A 19,155-nucleotide genomic window follows, 5' to 3' on the forward strand; every position below is an offset into this window, starting at 1 on the left:
ATATTCCTTCAGGAATGATGTTAAGAACGACGGATATTATATACACCATATATTTTGAGTTATTTCTTTTATAAAGAAATAACTTTTCAATTTGATAGAGGTGAATTTTCAATATCTGTAATTACATCATCTTTCTTAAAGAATGTTTCTATTTTTTCTAGAGCATAGCTGAGATTTTTGGGTAATACATCCCAAATTTCTAGGCCAAGTGAATCCAAGATAGGCTTTGTTTTTGCATTTTTCAACCAGTTTGCTTGTTGTTCGGGTTTGATAAGTGTATTAACAAGCATCATGCTGATAACCACGATTAATAAACCGCGAAGTGCTCCAAAGATAAAACCAATAGTGCGGTCAAGCATACCAATTTGACTATCAATAATAAGATCAGCAATCTTCATTGTAACGATAGATATAATGCTGAGAACAATAACGAAAATGATGACTAATGTAACAATTAGTGCAATCATTTTATTCGAAAGATATTGTTCAACGAAGGGCAATGCAGGCTTAAATAAAAAAAGTGTGATAACAGTTGCTACTATCCAAGAAATTAAAGACAAAAGTTCACGCGAAAAACCTCGGAGCATAGCTAAAAAAGAGGAAAATAGGATAACTATTATAACAATGCCATCAAGGATAGTTATGGCCATTTATTCGCTCCTTGTATATTAAATTTATATTCTACATCAAAAAATTATATTTATTTTAATCGGTATAAAAATGCGCTCTTGGTTATGTCAGTTTCTATCATATATCAAGGTTCTTTTGCATTTTATAGTGTTTTATTACGTGTATGATGTAGGTTGTTTTGTTAGTAACAATTCATTCAAAAAAAATCAGAAAATATTATTTAATTAACAGATTAGTGATTTTATCTTAATTTTTATAGAAGATTAAGTAGCTCTTTTTAAAGCTAAGTTTTTCTTCTTTTTTAATATGTTGTTTTAAATGCGTAATGGTGCATATTGTTCTTGAGAGGTTGATTTCACCAAAATATACATATCAGATTTTTGTTCTAATTTGAGCAATATATCAACAAGCAGCATACTAATGAGTATGATTAATGCACCACGAACTGCTCCAAAAATAAAGCCAACGGTGCGGTCAATTATACCAATTCGACTGTTAATGATAAAATTGGCGATCTTCATTGTGATGATAGATATAATGCTCAAAACAATAATAAAAATTATGATTAGTAAGGCAATTAGTGCAATTAATGTAATCATTGCATGCGAGATATATTGGTTAGTGAAAGGCAATATAGGCTTACACAAAAAAAGCGTAATGAAAGCGGCTACTATCCAAGAAGTTAAAGACAACACTTCACGTGAGAAACCTCGGAGCATTGCTAAAAGAGAAGAACACAAAATAATTACTATGGCAACGCCATCAAGGATGGTCATGTCCATTTTTTTGCTCCTTGTATATTAAATTTATATTCTACATCAAAAAGTTATATCTGTTTTAATCGGTATAAAAATGCGCTCTTAGTTATGTCAGTTTCTATCATATATCAAAGGTTCTTTTGCATTTTATAGCGTTTCGTTTCGTGTATGATGTAGGTTATTTTTTATTGGCAACAATAATGGCAACTAATTCAGAAAGGTCAGAAAATGTTCTTTGTTGAAAGATTGGTGATTTCATTTCAATTGTTGCGGAAGGTTGAATAGAACCTTGAAAGCCAAGTTTTTCTGCTTCTTTGATGCGTTGTACTGAATGAGAAACAGTGCGAATTGTTCCTGAAAGACTGATTTCACCAAAATATACATAATGAGCAGGGAGAGGAATGTTTGCAAGAGAGGACACCAAAGCAGCCGCAACAGCTAAATCAGCTGCGGGTTCTGATATTTTGTAGCCACCTGCAACATTAAGATAGACATCATGTTGCCCAAAGCGAACACCACAATGAGATTCTAAAACAGCTAAAATCATCGAAAGACGACCTCCATCCCATCCTACAACAGTGCGTCGTGGTGTTCCAAGAGAAGAGGGAGCAACAAGTGCTTGAATTTCTACTAATATAGGGCGTGTTCCTTCCATTCCTGCAAAAACAGCAGCTCCTGGTGCTTTTTCATTCCGTTCCCCTAAAAAAAGTTCAGATGGATTGGTAACTTCCTGTAATCCTTTATCGGACATTTCAAAAACGCCAATTTCATTAGTTGGCCCGAAACGATTTTTTACGGTTCTTAAGATTCGATAATGATGGCTGCCTTCACCCTCAAAATAGAGAACACCATCCACCATGTGTTCTACAACGCGGGGGCCTGCGATTTGTCCATCTTTAGTAACGTGACCAACGAGAATAACGGCAGCGCCTGTTTTTTTTGCAAAACGAATTATTTCTTGAGCACTGATGCGCACTTGCGTTACAGTTCCAGGAGCTGATTCAGTCGCATCTGACCATAGGGTTTGAATTGAATCAATAATGACCATATCAAGTTTTTTATGCTCATTTAAGGTTGCAAGAATATCCTCAACATTAGTTTCTGCAGCAAGTTGGACTGCTGTATCTGCAGCACCAAGCCTTTGTGCGCGTAAGCGGATTTGTTCAACAGCTTCTTCACCTGAAACATAAATAACGTGATGTCCTTTTTGCGATAATGCAGCTGCTGTTTGTGTAAGCAGTGTTGATTTGCCAATACCTGGATCGCCGCCGACAAGTAATGCAGATCCACGAACAAAACCACCACCGGTAACACGATCAAGTTCAGCAATTCCAGAATGAATGCGTGGAGCATCTTTAATATCTCCAGAAAGGGAAGTGAGTGCTATGACACGCCCTTTACGAACATTTTTCATAGGGCCACTGCCAATGCCGCTATTCATATCTTCTTCAATAAGAGAATTCCATTCTCCGCAAGAAGTGCATTTTCCAGCCCAGCGTGAATAAATAGTGCCACAATTTTGGCAGATAAATTTAATACGATTGCGTGCCATGTGAGATGATTTTTAACCAAATTGTTCTGGAAGATAATCGTTATCTGCCAGATCGCTAAAACGTGTGTATTCTGATTGAAAGGCAAGCCGAACTGTTCCTGTTGGCCCATGGCGTTGTTTTGCAACAATAATGTCTGCTTTCTCAAAAACTGCATCCATATCAGTTTGCCATTTCAAATGTTCAGGGCTACCCGCTTTAGGTTCTTCGTTTTTGAGGTAATATTCTTCACGATACACAAAAAGAACAATATCCGCATCTTGTTCAATTGAACCAGATTCGCGTAAATCTGATAATTGTGGGCGTTTATCTGTTCGGTTTTCAACTTGGCGCGAAAGCTGTGAAAGGGCGATAATCGGCACATTCAATTCTTTCGCTAAAGCTTTTAGTCCTGTAGTAATTTCTGTAATTTCTTGAACACGATTTTCTGATGAACGTTTCGAATTGCTTGTCATTAACTGTATATAGTCAATAATCAATACATCTAATCCGTGTTGTCGTTTTAAACGACGCGCGCGCGCAGCTAATTGAGTGATCGATATACCACCAGTCTGGTCAATATAGAGTGGCGCTTTTTGTAGACGATTTACTGTGCGTAGTAATTTTGCGAATTGCTCTTCTGAAATATTTCCACGCCGAATTTCAGAAGAAGAGACTTCCGTTTGTTCAGAAATGATACGTGTGGCAAGTTGCTCTGATGACATCTCAAGAGAGAAGAAGCCAACAATACCTCCTTCATTTTCTTTTGATGGATCTTTTATTTTAGCATTACGATTATAAGCATTTGCAATATTAAAGGCAATATTGGTGGCGAGTGAGGTTTTCCCCATACCAGGGCGTCCAGCTAAAATAATAAGGTCAGATGGCTGCAATCCTCCCATCTGCTCATCAAGTTTGTTAATATGAGTGGCTATACCTGATAATTTTGAAGAGCGCTTTTTGGCAGCTCCTGCCATGTCGATAGCTTTTTTGATAGCATCATCGAAACTTTCAAAACCTCCACCATATTTGCCTGTTTCTGCTAATTGAAACAAATTGCGTTCAACCATTTCAATTTGTTGCGCTGGCGTAAGCTCAACAGGTGCATCAAAAGCTGTGTTCACAATTTGGTTACCAATATTAATCAAGGATCGCCGGATAAAAAGATCATAGATAATGCGCCCATAATCTTCTGCATTGATAATTGTAATTGCTTCCTTAGCTAAACGAATAACGTAGTTGAAGACAGTGATGTCTCCGATTTTTTCTTCAGCTGGAATAAAGGGTTTGATAGTAACGGGGTTAGCAAGTTTTCCTTTTTTGATAATTTGCGATAAAATGTCAAAGATTTTTTGATGTAATATTTCGAAAAAATGCTCTGGTTTTAAAAAATCTGAAACGCGATCAATTGCATTATTATTAATGAGAATTGCACCAAGTAACGCTTGTTCAGCCTCAATATTATACGGCAGTTGTCGAAAAGAAGAAGTTTTTTCTTTGTGCGAAGGGCTAGAATTCAAGATACTTGTTTCTTCCATAACGACTTTTTCCACTCAGACTTTAAGTTTGATTATTAAGAGTGCTGTATATTAAAGGGATAGGATTGCAAATCTCTGATTTTAGTAAAAATAGCATTTTGAAATTAATAATACTTTCTTTAACAAAAACAATGCGTATACTATAGTTTCTATATCTTATGTTTTATGATCTAGCCATTTAGATCACAATATTTGAAGTGGTTTTCATGCTATTTTTACACAACGAAGTAAATACGAGCGGAAACACCTCCCCCATAATAACCCACAATTTGAAATCTCTCGTGAGATAAATAATACGCTGAAAAACTTGTTATGCAACTACAATAATTTAATGAAAATACTCAGATTTCTTTAAACTGAGTATTTTTATAACATGCGGATATTTTAAAAAATAAAAAGACAAAAAAGAAAAATGTTAATTCAGATTTTCTTTAAAAGCCATTTTTATCACTATCATCCAATATTTTCTTCTAATGGCTGTTCTTGAACAATTTCCGTTGCTTCCACAGAAGTGAGAATTTTAGCTTCTTCTTGAAGTTGTGCTTCGTTGGCTGAACGTGCAACGTGAATTGTTACAGAAATTTGAACTTCAGGATGTAGGTTGAGGGTAACCGGATGAAGACCGATAGTTTTTATTGGATGATTAAGTTCAATTTGATTGCGTTCAATGGAAAAACCATCCATTGTTATAATATCTGTAATATCACGCGTTGATACAGAACCATAAAGTTGCCCTGTTTCACCAGCTGAACGAACAACAATAAATGATTTACCATTAAGTCTTTCAGCAATTTTTTGGGCTTCATTTTTGCATTCAAGATTACGAGCTTCAAGTTTTATGCGCTGTGTCTCAAAAAACTTCTTATTAGCCTCATTGGCGCGTAGGGCCTTGCCTTTGGGCAATAAAAAATTACGTGCATAACCATCTTTAACTGAAACAATATCGCCTATCTGACCGAGACGATTAATGCGTTCAAGCAAAATAATATCCATAGTTTTTTCCTTTCAAATAGGTCAATTAATATAATCTATCGAGTGATTGGTTGTTATATTGGATAGTTGCCCAAATACCCATCAAAAGAATGACGAAAAAGATGGGTGGAGCAAAAACAACAGTTAAAATTGCAATATAGACAAGAGATAATATAATGATCCGGCTGTTTATTCCTTGTGTAATATTATGGAGATACGCCAGACCACTGATTGATATGATTATAGTATATGCAGTGGTAAAGACACGTATGCTTAAATCAAAAATAGAGCCGAATTCAATTACCGATGTTATGCAAATGATGATAAAAATAGCCAGTCCAGAAATTGGAAGTCGGAAGGTTTGTCTCCAATCATCACGAGGTCTTGCTAGCCACTGCATACGTTGTGCTATGATTATTGAAAAATAGAGATTACCAATCAGAAAAATCAAACTATAAATAACTAGTGCAATAGCTGTTAAAGTCGCTATATGTGTTGTTATCAAGTCAGAAAAAGCTAGAATATCATTTTCATCTATGGATTTTGATTGCCGCATAGCCTGTACTACATTTTCAGCAATTTCTTGTGCAATTATGGGAGTGTTTGGATGATTTTGGATATAAAATCCAATAAAAGTCGAGATGAGAGCAATAAAGTTAGTTAAGAGAAAAATAACTGATGATAATGGGTACCATATCAGCGAATTTTTTTCTTGCGTTGGTTTTGCGAGTCCAAGAAGCCAAGAAGCATAGACAGCAGGCAAAAAAAACAACAACATAAAGCTAAAACCAATATAAACACTATTGGTTGTAACGAGAATAGCCGTAGCACTTATTAAGGCAGCAAGACTAGATAATGTTCCTAAACTGAATGCAGAAACAAAGATTGGAAGTGAAATAAAACAACCAAGAAAAAAGGAAAGGTAAGGTGCGATATTTGCAATACTTGTGATGACTATCCCTATAATAGCAGCAAATAACCCAGCTAAAATACCAACTGTTATTTCATAAAAACGAAAATTTTTCATTTACCGCTGTCCTGCTTTTGCAGTTAGGAGAATCGCAACACTCCAACTTTGAATATTCTATATATTTTCGCATGTGCTTACAACTAATATGGGGATACCATAGACACATATAGAAAAGGCAGCTAAATTTTTCTAACTGCCAGTGTATTGATAGTTTATTTTACAACATATGGAAGCAATCCAAGAAAACGAGCACGCTTGATAGCATTAGCTAATTCGCGCTGCTTTTTTTGACTGACAGCTGTAATGCGTGAAGGAACAATTTTTCCACGCTCTGAAATATAACGTTGTAATAATTTAATATCCTTATAATCAATTTTCGCAACGTTTGTCCCTGAAAAAGGACATGTTTTGCGGCGGCGATTAAAGGGACGACGTGCCAAGTTTTGATTAATGTCGGACATTATTCTACTCCTCCTTCTACAACATCTTCGTATTGGCGACGTGAAGGACGAGGCCGCTCTTCATCTTTGCCGGGGAAATCATCACGGTCAGGACGTGAAAGCATAGCAGATTGCTCTTTTTCATGCTTTTCTACGCGGATAGTTATGTAACGCAAAATATCTTCATTGATACGCATTTGACGCTCCATTTCAGCAATTGCTGCAGCTGGAGCATCAATATTGATCAATACATAATGAGCTTTGCGATTTTTACGGATGCGATAAGCAAGGGAACGAAGTCCCCAGTTTTCAGTACGTTCAACTTTTCCACCGTGTGATTCAATGACATTTTTGTAGGTTTTTAAAAGTTCATCAACTTGCTGCGGTGCAATATCCTGTCGAGCAAGGAACACGTGTTCATAAAGAGCCATGATTGTACCTTTCTTCAATTAAACTTCACTGGTTTTGGCGCAAAGCCTCTGCGACTTGTCTTTTTGGAAATTCCAAAGAAGAAAGGACGCGTTTGCAAATTCGAGACATTCGAGAGCGGAGATACGGGAGGTCGGAATTATTATGCTTCCTGCCGGTTGATTTGATTTACCAGTCCTCCGTTCAACCTCCAGCCAAAACACTGGTAACGAACAATAACCATTTACAATTTATCTCAAAAAATAGCAAGTTAATGTGTATGAAAAATATGGATTTATTGAGTCTAGATGTATTTTTATATATTTGCTCATTTGTAATGAGCGATTGATAGAGTAAACTTTGAGAAATGAGAGAAAAAATGGACCTTTTTTACCAGATTGATGGAGCGCTTTTTGAAATGCTTTCGGGCAATCATCAGACATGGTCTGTTTTAGTTTGGTTTGGTATTATTTGTGCAAAATTTTTGATTTATATTATTCCTCTACATATTTTTATTTTATGGTTTTGTGGTGGGTATAGGGAGCGCCGTGTGGTGCTCAGTATTTGCACCAGCATTTGTTTTGTATTTTTTTTGAGCTATTTCATTTCTCTAATGTATTTTCGTCCGCGCCCCTTCGTAGCAAATTTAACTCAACCACTGATTCATCATAAGGCAACTGCTTCTTTCCCTAGTCATCATGCGTTGGTTATTGGGTGTTATGCAGCTTGTCTTTATTTCTCTCAGTACAAAATAATTTCTAAATTTGCGTTAATGTTTCTATTCTTAATTTGTTGGGGACGTGTTTTTACTGGTGTACACTATCCTTTTGATGTTTTGGTTGGCGCTGTTTTGGGCAGTTTTGTTGGTTGGAGTATTATTCGCTTTGTTTCCCCTTATTTCCCAGGGTTTTTGTATAAAATTCCACCTTTGAAATATAATTTTAGTGCAGATATTTATTCTAAGTAAGTTGCTTTGTTTTTATGAATTTAGTTGATAATAGATAACTTAATTTTTTCATTGAGGAGTCATTTAATGGTTGCAGCATTCACTTTTCCAGGACAAGGAAGCCAAGTTGTTGGTATGGGCAAAATGCTTACAGAACAATTTGTTGAAGCGCGTATGGTCTTTGAAGAGGTTGATGATGCTTTAGGCGAGAAATTGTCGCACATCATTTTTGAAGGGCCAGAGGATTTACTGACACTCACAGCAAATGCGCAACCAGCCTTAATGGCTGTATCCTTAGCAATCATTCGCGTGATGGAAAAATTGGGGCTTAATATAGAATCAAAAGTAAAATTTGTTGCAGGTCACTCTTTAGGGGAATATTCAGCACTCTGTGCAGCTAATACATTTAGTTTAGCTGATACAGCAAGGCTTTTGCGGATTCGTGGAAATGCTATGCAGGAAGCTGTTGCTGTTGGTGAAGGGTTGATGGCTGCACTTATTGGTTTGAATGAACAAGAGGTTGAAGAAATTTGTAAAGCTGTTGTGAAAGAAGGTATATGCCAGATCGCTAATGACAATGGTGGTGGACAAATTGTTATTTCAGGTGAAGCAAAAGCAGTTCAGGCAGCAGTGAAGATTGCTTCAGAAAAAGGTGCTAAACGTGCGATTCTTCTTCCAGTTTCAGCACCTTTTCATTCATCTTTGATGCAGCCTGCTGCTGATGCAATGAAGGATGCACTTAGAATTGTTAATTTAGCAGCTCCTGTTATTCCATTGATTGCAAATGTTTCTGTTGCGCCAGAAAATGATCCGGAGCGGATTCTTACGCTTCTTGTTCATCAAGTCACTGGGCAAGTAAGGTGGCGTGAAACGATTGAGTGGTTTGGAGCTCATGGAGTTGATATGCTTTTTGAAATTGGTTCTGGAAAAGTGCTAACAGGTTTGGCTCGCCGTATTAATAAGGACATTAAGGGTCTAACAATTGGCACAGCTGAGGAAATTGAAGAAGCCCTGAAGATTTTGGGTGTTTAATTTTAGAAGGTTTGAAAAATGTTTGAACTAACAAATAGAAGAGCTCTTGTAACGGGGGCATCAGGTGGAATTGGAGAAGCAATAGCGCGTATTTTTCATGCGCAAGGAGCAATTGTTGGACTTCATGGAACACGTGAAGAAAAACTTAAAGAAATTGCTGCAGATCTTGGAGATAATATTTTTGTTTTTCCAGCTCATTTTTCTGAGCGTGAAGCCATTAAAAAATTAGCTGAAACAGCAGAAGAAAAGATGGGTGGTGTTGACATCCTTGTTAACAATGCTGGCATCACGCGCGATGGTCTTTTTGTCCGTATGCAAGATAAAGACTGGGATGATGTGCTGGCTGTCAATTTAACAGCAGCCTTTACTTTGACACGTGAATTAGTACACGCTATGATGCGACAGCGTTATGGTCGTATTATTAATATCACATCTATTGTTGGTTTTGTTGGTAATCCTGGGCAAACGAATTATTGCGCTGCGAAGGCTGGTTTGATAGGATTCTCTAAATCATTGGCGCAAGAAATTGCATCAAGAAATGTAACTGTTAATTGTATTGCTCCAGGGTTTATTAAATCTGCGATGACCGATAAACTTAATGAAAAGCAAAAAGAAGCGATTATGGCTGCGATTCCAATGAAACGTATGGGAATGTGTGAAGAAATAGCTTCTGCAGCTGTTTATTTGGCAAGTGATGAAGCAGCTTATGTAACTGGTCAAACGATGCATATTAATGGTGGTATGGCAATGATCTGAGTATTTGCTTGATTCTACGTTGATTTATAAGTTGTATTATTTTAGATAACATAAGTGAGATAAACGAACGGTATGTTTATTTCTCGGATATGGTGATTGCTCACTTATCGGATACTTAATTGGTTCATTTATAGGAGATATCCACAAAATGTTCTAAATTATTGTTAGAATTCTGAAGTGATAGATCTATCATTTGATGATATGAAACCATGTCGCTAATTAACTATAGGAAAACAATATAAATTTAAGGATTTCAATATGAGTGATACAGAAGAGCGCGTTAAGAAGATTATCGTAGAGCATCTTGGAGTTGACGCAGATAAGGTAGTACAAAATGCAAGCTTTATCGATGATCTAGGAGCAGATAGCCTTGATACGGTCGAGCTCGTTATGGCTTTTGAGGAAGAATTCGGTATAGAAATCCCAGACGATGCTGCTGAAACGATTTTCACAGTTAATGATGCAGTAAAATTTATTGATAAAGCCTCTTCATAACTTTGTTGATGGGCAAAAGCACTGTACTTTTGCCCTTATTCTTTCAAGTTAGAGCTATTTGAGGATATAGCATAGAGAGATGAGTGCTTTGTTTCAGGGTTAAAAGTATATGAGACGTGTTGTTGTTACTGGTTTAGGATTGGTATCTCCGCTAGCTGGTGATGTTGAGTGTAGTTGGAGACGTCTTCTTGAAGGGAAAAGCGGTGTTCGGCGTATTACTGAATTTGATGTAGTTGATTTACCATGTCAAATTGCCGCACGTGTTCCTGTAGGAGATGGGACAAATGGGACCTATAATGCTGATTTACACATGGAGCCTAAGCAACAACGCAAAGTTGACCCATTTATCGTATATGCGGTAGCTGCTGCCGATCAAGCACTTGCAGATGCTGAATGGTGTCCAAAAAATGATGAAGACCAGATCCGCACGGGTGTTATGATTGGTTCTGGTATTGGTGGCATTGAAGGCATTGTTGAAGCAGGTTATACTCTTCGTGATAAGGGGCCTGGTCGGGTTTCTCCTTTTTTTATTCCAGGACGTTTGATTAACCTTGCCTCAGGTCATGTCTCTATTAAGTATGGTTTGCGTGGTCCTAATCATGCGGTTGTAACAGCTTGTTCAACAGGGGCACATGCAATTGGTGATGCAGCTCGTTTGATTGCGTTTGGCGATGCAGATGTTATGGTAGCAGGGGGAGCTGAATCTCCAATTAACCGGATATCTATTGCTGGTTTTGCTGCTTGTAAAGCTCTTTCTACGGGGCGTAATGATGATCCTGAACGTGCATCACGTCCTTATGATGTTGACCGCGATGGTTTTGTCATGGGTGAAGGATCTGCTGTTATCGTTTTAGAAGAACTTGAACATGCAAAAAAACGGGGTGCTCGCATTTATGCTGAGATTATTGGCTACGGTTTGTCTGGTGATGCGTATCATATTACAGCTCCTCCAGAAAGTGGTGAAGGTGCGCAGCGCAGTATGATAGCTGCCCTCAAAAATGCACGAGTGAATGTGTGTGATATTGATTACATTAATGCTCACGGTACATCAACGATGGCTGATGTTATAGAGTTGGCAGCTGTTGAGCGTGTTTTAGGTCATCATGCATCGCAGGTGTTAATGTCGTCTACCAAGTCATCTATTGGGCATTTATTGGGGGCTGCTGGTGCTGCTGAGGCTATTTTTTGTATTTTAGCGATACGGGATAATATAGCTCCTGCAACACTCAATCTTGATAATCTATCGATTGAGACGAAGATTGATCTGGTGCCTCACAAACCACGTGAACGGAAAATTGATACAATTCTCTCTAATTCGTTTGGTTTTGGTGGAACAAATGCATCATTGGTCATGCGACGCTTTACAGGATGAAGAGAGTACATTTGTTTATCATGATTGTTTTTTTAATTTTTTTCTTGATGATAAGGCTTCAGAACAAAAGAGTAGCGTAGTGTTTCAAGGTTATTGAAGCTGATAATCATGTCTGATTCGAAAAACGAAATATTATCACAAGATATAGATGGTTCTTCACCGAATCATTTGCTGAATAATGACGATGTGTTAGCTTGTAAAAAGCAAAAAAAATCTCATGTTGTGCGCAATCCGTTTGTTATCTTCAGTCATTTCCTTCTGATGGTGATTATCTTTGTAATTTTGGCTGTAAGTGTTCCTATTTATATTGGAAAAAATATATTTGAGGGAAAAGGACCAGCTGAAAAAGAACAAGTTGTGTTTATCCATCCTGGAACAGGGATTCGGGAAATTGCATCACTTCTTAAAAAGCGTAACCTCATTCGATCATCAGATATTTTTGTGTATGGAGTTAGTTATTATCGGCAAGCGAAACATCTTAAAGCTGGAGAATATTTAATTCCAGCTTATGCTTCAATGAAAGGCATTATGGATATTTTTGTACAAGGAAAATCTATTGAACACGTATTGACCGTGCCGGAGGGTTTGACAGTTCAGCAGGTTTTTGATCGTTTAGCAGCGCATGAAGTACTGGTTGGTGATCTTCCAGAAACTTTGCCTCCAGAAGGCAGTTTAATGACGGATACTGTCCACTTTATTCGTGGGACAACACGCGCGGAGATTATAAAGAGACTGATTGAAGGACAAAAAAAACTCATCCAGGAAATATGGGATAGCCGTTCACCTGATTTACCAATCAAGTCTATTGACGAATTTGTTATATTGGCCTCCATTGTTGAAAAAGAAACAGGGATTGCAACGGAGAGACCGCAAATTGCTGCAGTATTTTATAATCGTCTCGTTAAGCGTATGCGTCTTCAATCTGATCCAACAGTTATTTATGGTATCTTTGGTGGGAAGGGAAATCCTTCAGGTCGTCCTATTTACCGTTCAGATCTTGAAAAGGAAACACCATACAATACTTATAAAATCTATGGATTGCCACCAACTGCTATTGCGAATCCAGGTAAGGCTTCTTTGAAAGCAGTGGCAAATGCACCAAAAAGTGATGCGCTTTATTTTGTTGCTGATGGTTCTGGCGGGCATGTTTTTTCTAAAACTTTGGATGAGCATAACATAAATGTTCGTAAATGGCGTGCATTAAAGAAAACACGTTAAATTTGGGGGAATTTGAGAATTCATTACCGACGTTAATATTATAGTTTTAGAAGAAAGCTTTGAGAAAAAAGAAATAGTATTATGACATTATTTAACAATGAATTGAGTTCTCAAAAAACCGGTCAACGTCGTGGTTTTCTATTCATTCTTTCTTCACCTTCAGGTGCTGGCAAATCAACTCTCTCTCATTTAATGCTAAAAGATGAAAGGTTAGAGCTGTCTATAAGTGTGACAACACGACCAAGGCGTCCTAGTGAGATCGATGCTCTTCATTATTACTTTATTTCAAAACAAGAGTTTGAATATAAGCGTGATGAGGGTGAGTTTATCGAATGGGCAGAAGTTCACGGAAATTATTATGGAACTTTGCGTAAAAATGTTGAAGATGCTTTGAGTACTGGTCAGGATATGTTATTCGATATTGATTATCAAGGCACCGAACAACTTCAAAAAAAAATGCCAGGAGATACAGTCTCTGTTTTTATCCTTCCTCCAACAATGAAAGAGCTTGTCGCTCGTTTACATCGTCGAGCAGAAGATAGTCAGGATATCATCAATCTACGATTGAATAATGCACGGACAGAGATACAGCAGTGGCGTTCTTATGATTATGTAATTATTAATGAGGATTTAGATCAATCTTTATTGCTTGTTAAATCAATTTATCGAGCAGAGACAATGAAACGTGATCGTTGTTGTTTTCTTGAATCTTTTGTTAATAAATTGAGTGTTGAAAAGATTGATTAAGACGATTTATTATTGAAGAGACTTTTAAAGTTAACCAAAGCGTGAGTGTTTTAAGTCATTAAATTTGCTAGAGTTATAAATTCGGGAATTAAGAGTGTTTCGGCCCGACGTGTTTCATCGATTCCAGCTTTTTCTAATAATTCTTTCCCTCCAATAGTTTTAAGACTTTGTCGAAGCATTTTCCTCTTTTCTCCAAAAGCAACTTTTGTAACTAAACTCAATTTTTGTACTGAACACGCCAGAGGTTGCGGGCGTGGAATAATATTAATAACAGAAGATGTTACTTTAGGAGCTGGTATAAAAGCTTGTGGAGGAACATCAAAGGCAATTTTTGCAATGGTACGCCATCCGGCTAATACGCTAAGGCGGCTATAGTGAGGTGATTGAGGAGTTGCAGTGATACGTTTGGCGACTTCACGCTGAAACATCAGAGTCATCGATTCATAAAAGGGAGGCCATGATGTCGTCAAAAGCCAGTTTAATAGGAGCTGTGTTCCAATGTTATAGGGAAGATTTGCGATAATACGCGGTTTTTCCGGATATGTTTCAGAGAGTTTTGAGAGGTCTTGTTTCAATGCATCATCAAAAATAAGATTTAATTTTTTTGGATAGTGCTTTTCTATCTCTAAGAGCGCTGGTAGGCAGCGTTTATCACGTTCTATCACTGTTACAATGGCGCCTTTTGCAAGCAAGGCGCGGGTTAAACCACCAGGACCAGGGCCAATTTCAATAACAGGCTTTCCCTCTATATTGCCTGCTTGACGAGCGATTTTAGATGTTAAGTTAAGGTCAAAAAGAAAATTTTGGCCCAAAGATTTATTAGCTTGCAGTCCATATGCATTGATGACCTCACGGAGAGGAGGAAGGTTGTCTATTGGCATATTAAATGATTGTTTGCGAGTTGGTTTGCTGTTTGAAGAGCAGCAATAAAGCTTTCAGGAGAGGCAATGCCTTTATGAGCAATATCAAAAGCAGTCCCGTGATCCGGAGATGTTCGTATAAAAGGTAACCCTAAGGTGATATTAACAGTGGTGTCAAAGTCCAATGTTTTAATGGGTATGAGGGCTTGATCATGGTACATGCAAAGAGCAACATCATACGTTTGTCTCGCATTTTTATGGAACATTGTATCTGAAGACAGAGGGCCTATGATATGAAGACCTTGTTTCTTAAGATAGTCAATGGCAGGAGTGATAATTTCAATATCCTCCTTCCCTATTGTGCCATTTTCTCCAGCGTGGGGATTGAGACCGGCGATAGCCAAACGGGGTGAAGTTATCGCAAATTGCGTCTTTAAAGCACTTTCAACACTTAAAGAAGTTCGAATGATTAGGTCAGAGGTGAGGTGTAAGGGAACTTCATTAAGTGGAATATGAACAGTAATAGGCACTGTTTTTAATTGAGGCCCAGATAACATCATAATCGGATGATAGGGCTGACCAAAATGTTTTTGAGCAAGGTGAGCTAAGAATTCAGTATGACCTGCAAATTCAAATCCGATATCATAAAGGTTTTTTTTTGCAATAGGACAGGTGACCATTGCGCGCGCATGGCCACTGTGAATCAATTGAACACAGTGTTTGATGGCTTCAATTGTTCCAGCAGCATTGTCTGGTGAAGGCACTCCTAGTTGATCGCTTTGCTGGTTTTTTAATGGTATTACAGGAAGAGCCGTTTGGAAGTTTCTAACAGGATTATCTATAGAAACAGATTCTACATCAATCTTAAGTTGAAAAAAACGAGCGCGTGAACGAATAACATCAGGATCAGCAACAAGAACAAAAGGCGTAATATCACGTATATTACGCATACTCCAAGCTTTGATAACTATTTCGGGACCTATCCCAGCTGGATCACCGCCGCTAATAATTAATGGAGCCATTATGAATCTTTAATATGTGCAGCTTGTTGCAACTCTTTTAAATATTTTTCGCTTAGAGTTTCAAGTTCTTGAGGAATATCTTCTTGACTATGTTGAATAGAAAATAAAAGTTGAGCAACACGATCATCAGAAACTCTTTTTATTTGACAAACAGCAAATGCTTCAATGCCATTTGGGGTTTCTTGTACCTGGGTCATTTTTCCAGCAGGCGTTTCAAGAATAAATTTTTTCCAATCCTGAGGAAGTTGGGGTTCTAAAATTTTTACTGAACTGCGAATAGTAACATCCAGTATGCCTTTCACTTGTGCTCTCGTATTATTACATCCATTGAAATGTTCACGGAAACTATTTGCTTCTTGCGTACGTTTTTGTAAAATTTCTGAACGGCGATGTGCAGGAATGACAAAAATAATTCGCTGTAATGTATATTCGTCCGTTGAAGGTTTTTGGCCACCATTTTTTAATATTTTATGTGCAACTTCTTGTTCAGTAAGAAGGCCACCTTCAGCTTGATAACGCGCATTAACAAGGCGTCCCCATCCTATTTGACCGCGTATATAGTCTTTAAAGTGCTTCACTGTGACATTTGTTTGAGTCAGCATTTCGCTAAGCTGATTAATGGTCATATGATTTTGTACTGCAAAATTTTCAAAAGCAGCATCAACTTCACTATCGCTGACATCAATATTACGCTGCTTTATTTCAATCTTTTTGAGCATTTCATCAATTAGCTCATTTTTTGCCTGTACAGAGAGGTTTTCCTTCTTCTGTTGTAATTTGAGAAAAGCAATACGCCTTTGAATATCATAATTTGTAATAGCATTACCATTAACTGTAAGAGCCACTTTGGTTTGTTGTGCAAAGACTGGTGATATAGACAATACGTTTATAAATAGACTACTTACACCTAAAAAGGCAGTAAAAAATAAGGTAAGAAAATGATTTTTATTTTTTTTCACGGCAGTAAATTTTCGCATTATACTAACTTTCATCGATCCCCTAAGCTACATGTTTTTTTACATAAAAACAATGATAAGTTAAGACATTTATGTATTCTTTTCTTATAAATTTATGTATTCTTTTCTTATAAATTGAGTTTTATTTTTTGACCGAAATCTGCAATTGTGCGCAAGGAAAGAGAAAAATTAAAATTTTTCAAAGGTGCTTTTTCACCAGGATTTGTTATTTGTTGATAACCGAATGTTATTCCAAAGCATTCATCTATGTAGCTTAAATTTATTCCTTGTTTTACAAATTTTCTGGAGACTAAATCATAGCTAACATTGTTATTGATAGACCAATTGTTAGATAATTTAACACCAGTTTGAAAAGAAATTTCTTGGCGGTCTTGTGTATATTCGTAATCTGGTTGATTTTGGATATAAGTATATTGTGTTGCTATCCAAAGATTTGACCATTTTTGTGATGCTTCTATTTCATTACGGCGAATTTTACCTGTTATTTTATTAAAACGTCCGCGAGATTCTACAGAAAAACCATTGTCGTGGTTTACACCAAACATGGCGACATAGTCTGAACGTGCTGTTTCAATGCCAGAATAAAAACCTGTGTTAATAGGGTCTCGTTCTGCAAAAGAATTCTTTCCTGCGAGATGGAAAGATTGTCCGACAAGGCTATAAAATGACCAATTCTTGCTAAGATTTCCAGAATATCTCAAACCTATATTGGCTCTTGTTCCTCCCTCTACACGATCATATCCAGAAAATTTATCGCGTTGAAATAAAGTGGTTGAGTCAAACACAAAACTTTGTGCATCTTCATTAGGGAATTGTCCAACATGGTGTTCGTTATTGCGTATAAAAACTTGTACTGTTGGTTCTAAGATATGTGTAGAAATTTCAGAAGTTATAAGAAAGGGATAACGTAATTCTAAACCTATTGTTGCCATGCTACGGATAGCAGCTGATGAGGCAACATTAAACTTTGTTGAAGAGCTATTTAATGTATGAGCATTATAGTTTTCATGAGCATTGATTGCGATTGTATCGGCGCGTAAGGCAAGAGTAGGGATTATTATGAACCCATTTTGCGTGTTAAAACGCTTTTTCCATTCTAGTTCACCTGTTAAACGAAAACTTTTTCCAGCAATTCCGGAAAGTTGAGTGATATTAAGTGGGGAATTTTGCCAATCAGTATCATTAAAGCCAGCAGCATGGCTACGATAAATTGATTGCATATTACTGTTAAAGGTAAGTTCCCCAGCATAAACTGGTTCCTCTGGTGTCAAGAAATAATCAATGCGAGGGAGAACCCATGCTTGTTGAGAATGGTTTTCATGAAAGGGATTATTAAACATTGAGTCTTGGATTTGAAAATGGTAAAAACGTGTATCAAAGTAATTTTTACCTGTAAGACCGTTCAAATAAAGCTGAGAAGTTTGTACAGGGTTACTATAGGTTTCAATTTTGTATGCACGGCTAAAATGTGGGTCTGACTGTGCGAAGATATCCCAGCCGTAGGTCCAGCGTGAATTAATACGAAAATCACCTTTTGTTGCCATCATATAACGATTGGTATTTTGTGCATCAACAGTGTTATTTTCGAAGTTATGAGGATTAGTTTGGTATATATGAGCGAAGCGGATACTATAAATACCCGTTTTAAAATGTTGACGCCATTCACCTTCGGTTAAAAGCCCTTGTTTCGTATAAAAAGTTCCAGACAGTGTAAAATCATAATGAGGGGACAAATTCCAGAAATAAGAGTTTTTTATGCCAAAGCCAAGATGATTAGCGTAAAAAAAGTGAGGTGTGAGTAAACCACTGACACGTTTTTCAGCTGGGTCCGGTAGCTCAAAAACTGGAAATTTTATAACCGGTATACCAAAAATTTCAAAATGAGCATCTTCAAACCGAATTGTTTTGATGACATTATTCCATATGATTTTTTTTGCCTTGATTTTCCACAAGGTTTCTCTATTTGGCTTATCGTAGCAAGGTTGACAAGCTGTATAGGTAGCATTGTTGAAGATTGTTATTTGAGGGAGACTACGTTGAGCATTGGCAGCTGCGAAATGTATATTGTTAGCTGTTTCAATACGTAAAGAATTGATAAAACCTTCACCAAAGTCTTCGGTCATATCAATCTGATTGGAGTAGATTTTATTGCCATTTTTTTGAATAATTTCAACATTTCCTTGGGCTATAATACGTCCTGTTTTTTGATTATAAGTGACGCTTTGTGCGGTAACTTTGTTGCCATCATATTCGATTTGGACATTTCCTTGTGCGGAAACAGTATTTATATCATGGTTGTAAATAAGTTCATCAGCGGAGAGTAAAAGAGGATTTTTTGAGTTTTCGGTGTTATTGTGAAAAAATGGAGCAGGATTTTGCGCTCTTACAGAACAAGATAAAGCCAAGCTTAAAATTAAAATAAAGCTGATAACGCTTTTTAAAGCTAATATACTTAATTTTTTTAAAATTATTTTTTGACTCATTA

Annotated in this window: 19 protein-coding genes; 7 read left to right on the forward strand and 12 right to left on the reverse strand. The window is 37.0% G+C overall.

Features of this window, described 5'->3' with window-relative positions; translation table 11 throughout:
- Positions 1-86 precede the first annotated feature (86 nt).
- The 8 genes from BARBAKC583_RS02350 to rpsF form a co-directional block, all read right to left on the reverse strand.
- A complete protein-coding gene (locus BARBAKC583_RS02350) occupies positions 87-650 on the reverse strand; it encodes a CvpA family protein (protein ID WP_005766573.1) in 564 nt (187 codons plus the stop codon).
- Positions 651-944: 294 nt separating this feature from the next.
- Positions 945-1,412, reverse strand: a complete 468-nt coding sequence (locus BARBAKC583_RS02355) for a CvpA family protein (RefSeq protein WP_005766575.1) — start codon at positions 1,410-1,412, stop codon at positions 945-947.
- Between the two features lie 154 nt (positions 1,413-1,566).
- Positions 1,567-2,940, reverse strand: coding sequence for a DNA repair protein RadA (gene radA, locus BARBAKC583_RS02360; RefSeq protein WP_005766577.1), 1,374 nt, complete (start codon positions 2,938-2,940; stop codon positions 1,567-1,569).
- A 12-nt stretch (positions 2,941-2,952) separates the two neighbouring features.
- Positions 2,953-4,455 (reverse strand): replicative DNA helicase, encoded by a 1,503-nt coding sequence (locus BARBAKC583_RS02365; RefSeq protein ID WP_005766578.1) that lies wholly within the window; start codon positions 4,453-4,455, stop codon positions 2,953-2,955.
- Positions 4,456-4,908: 453 nt separating this feature from the next.
- The gene (rplI, locus tag BARBAKC583_RS02370) at positions 4,909-5,448 is read right to left on the reverse strand and encodes a 50S ribosomal protein L9 (protein WP_005766580.1); all 540 of its coding nucleotides are present in this window, start codon (positions 5,446-5,448) and stop codon (positions 4,909-4,911) included.
- A gap of 25 nt (positions 5,449-5,473) precedes the next feature.
- Positions 5,474-6,454, reverse strand: coding sequence for a hypothetical protein (locus BARBAKC583_RS02375; protein WP_005766582.1), 981 nt, complete (start codon positions 6,452-6,454; stop codon positions 5,474-5,476).
- A 155-nt stretch (positions 6,455-6,609) separates the two neighbouring features.
- A complete protein-coding gene (rpsR, locus tag BARBAKC583_RS02380; RefSeq protein ID WP_005766584.1) occupies positions 6,610-6,858 on the reverse strand; it encodes a 30S ribosomal protein S18 in 249 nt (82 codons plus the stop codon).
- The gene (gene rpsF, locus BARBAKC583_RS02385) at positions 6,858-7,268 is read right to left on the reverse strand and encodes a 30S ribosomal protein S6 (protein ID WP_005766585.1); all 411 of its coding nucleotides are present in this window, start codon (positions 7,266-7,268) and stop codon (positions 6,858-6,860) included. The genes rpsR and rpsF overlap by 1 nt, the downstream gene beginning before the upstream one ends.
- A gap of 356 nt (positions 7,269-7,624) precedes the next feature.
- Between rpsF and BARBAKC583_RS02390 the strand changes: the two genes are divergently transcribed.
- The 7 genes from BARBAKC583_RS02390 to gmk all read left to right on the forward strand — a co-directional run bounded on the left by BARBAKC583_RS02390 (position 7,625) and on the right by gmk (position 13,811).
- Positions 7,625-8,212 carry an undecaprenyl-diphosphatase gene (locus BARBAKC583_RS02390; protein ID WP_005766587.1) on the forward strand — a complete coding sequence of 196 codons (588 nt, stop codon included), beginning with the start codon at positions 7,625-7,627 and terminating at the stop codon, positions 8,210-8,212.
- Positions 8,213-8,278: 66 nt separating this feature from the next.
- Complete coding sequence (gene fabD / locus BARBAKC583_RS02395) at positions 8,279-9,223, forward strand: ACP S-malonyltransferase (RefSeq protein WP_005766589.1); 945 nt, start codon at positions 8,279-8,281, stop codon at positions 9,221-9,223.
- A gap of 18 nt (positions 9,224-9,241) precedes the next feature.
- Positions 9,242-9,979, forward strand: a complete 738-nt coding sequence (gene fabG, locus BARBAKC583_RS02400; protein ID WP_005766591.1) for a 3-oxoacyl-[acyl-carrier-protein] reductase — start codon at positions 9,242-9,244, stop codon at positions 9,977-9,979.
- A gap of 258 nt (positions 9,980-10,237) precedes the next feature.
- Positions 10,238-10,474, forward strand: a complete 237-nt coding sequence (locus tag BARBAKC583_RS02405; RefSeq protein ID WP_005766592.1) for an acyl carrier protein — start codon at positions 10,238-10,240, stop codon at positions 10,472-10,474.
- Positions 10,475-10,583: 109 nt separating this feature from the next.
- Positions 10,584-11,846, forward strand: a complete 1,263-nt coding sequence (gene fabF / locus BARBAKC583_RS02410; RefSeq protein ID WP_005766594.1) for a beta-ketoacyl-ACP synthase II — start codon at positions 10,584-10,586, stop codon at positions 11,844-11,846.
- A 108-nt stretch (positions 11,847-11,954) separates the two neighbouring features.
- The gene (gene mltG / locus BARBAKC583_RS02415) at positions 11,955-13,064 is read left to right on the forward strand and encodes an endolytic transglycosylase MltG (RefSeq protein WP_005766596.1); all 1,110 of its coding nucleotides are present in this window, start codon (positions 11,955-11,957) and stop codon (positions 13,062-13,064) included.
- 81 nt (positions 13,065-13,145) lie between these two features.
- Complete coding sequence (gene gmk, locus BARBAKC583_RS02420; RefSeq protein ID WP_005766597.1) at positions 13,146-13,811, forward strand: guanylate kinase; 666 nt, start codon at positions 13,146-13,148, stop codon at positions 13,809-13,811.
- Between the two features lie 50 nt (positions 13,812-13,861).
- Here the strand turns inward: gmk and rsmA are convergent, their stop codons facing one another.
- From rsmA to BARBAKC583_RS02440, 4 genes are all read right to left on the reverse strand, one after another.
- Positions 13,862-14,692 carry a 16S rRNA (adenine(1518)-N(6)/adenine(1519)-N(6))-dimethyltransferase RsmA gene (gene rsmA / locus BARBAKC583_RS02425; protein WP_005766599.1) on the reverse strand — a complete coding sequence of 277 codons (831 nt, stop codon included), beginning with the start codon at positions 14,690-14,692 and terminating at the stop codon, positions 13,862-13,864.
- Entirely contained in the window at positions 14,683-15,693 is a 1,011-nt protein-coding gene (gene pdxA / locus BARBAKC583_RS02430; RefSeq protein ID WP_005766601.1) for a 4-hydroxythreonine-4-phosphate dehydrogenase PdxA, read from the reverse strand. The genes rsmA and pdxA overlap by 10 nt, the downstream gene beginning before the upstream one ends.
- Positions 15,693-16,670, reverse strand: coding sequence for a SurA N-terminal domain-containing protein (locus tag BARBAKC583_RS02435; RefSeq protein ID WP_005766603.1), 978 nt, complete (start codon positions 16,668-16,670; stop codon positions 15,693-15,695). The genes pdxA and BARBAKC583_RS02435 overlap by 1 nt, the downstream gene beginning before the upstream one ends.
- Before the next feature lie 107 nt (positions 16,671-16,777).
- On the reverse strand, positions 16,778-19,153 hold the full coding sequence (locus tag BARBAKC583_RS02440; RefSeq protein ID WP_005766604.1) for an LPS-assembly protein LptD: 2,376 nt from the start codon (positions 19,151-19,153) through the stop codon (positions 16,778-16,780).
- Positions 19,154-19,155 lie beyond the last annotated feature (2 nt).

Source organism: Bartonella bacilliformis KC583 (assembly GCF_000015445.1).
GTDB lineage: Bacteria > Pseudomonadota > Alphaproteobacteria > Rhizobiales > Rhizobiaceae > Bartonella > Bartonella bacilliformis.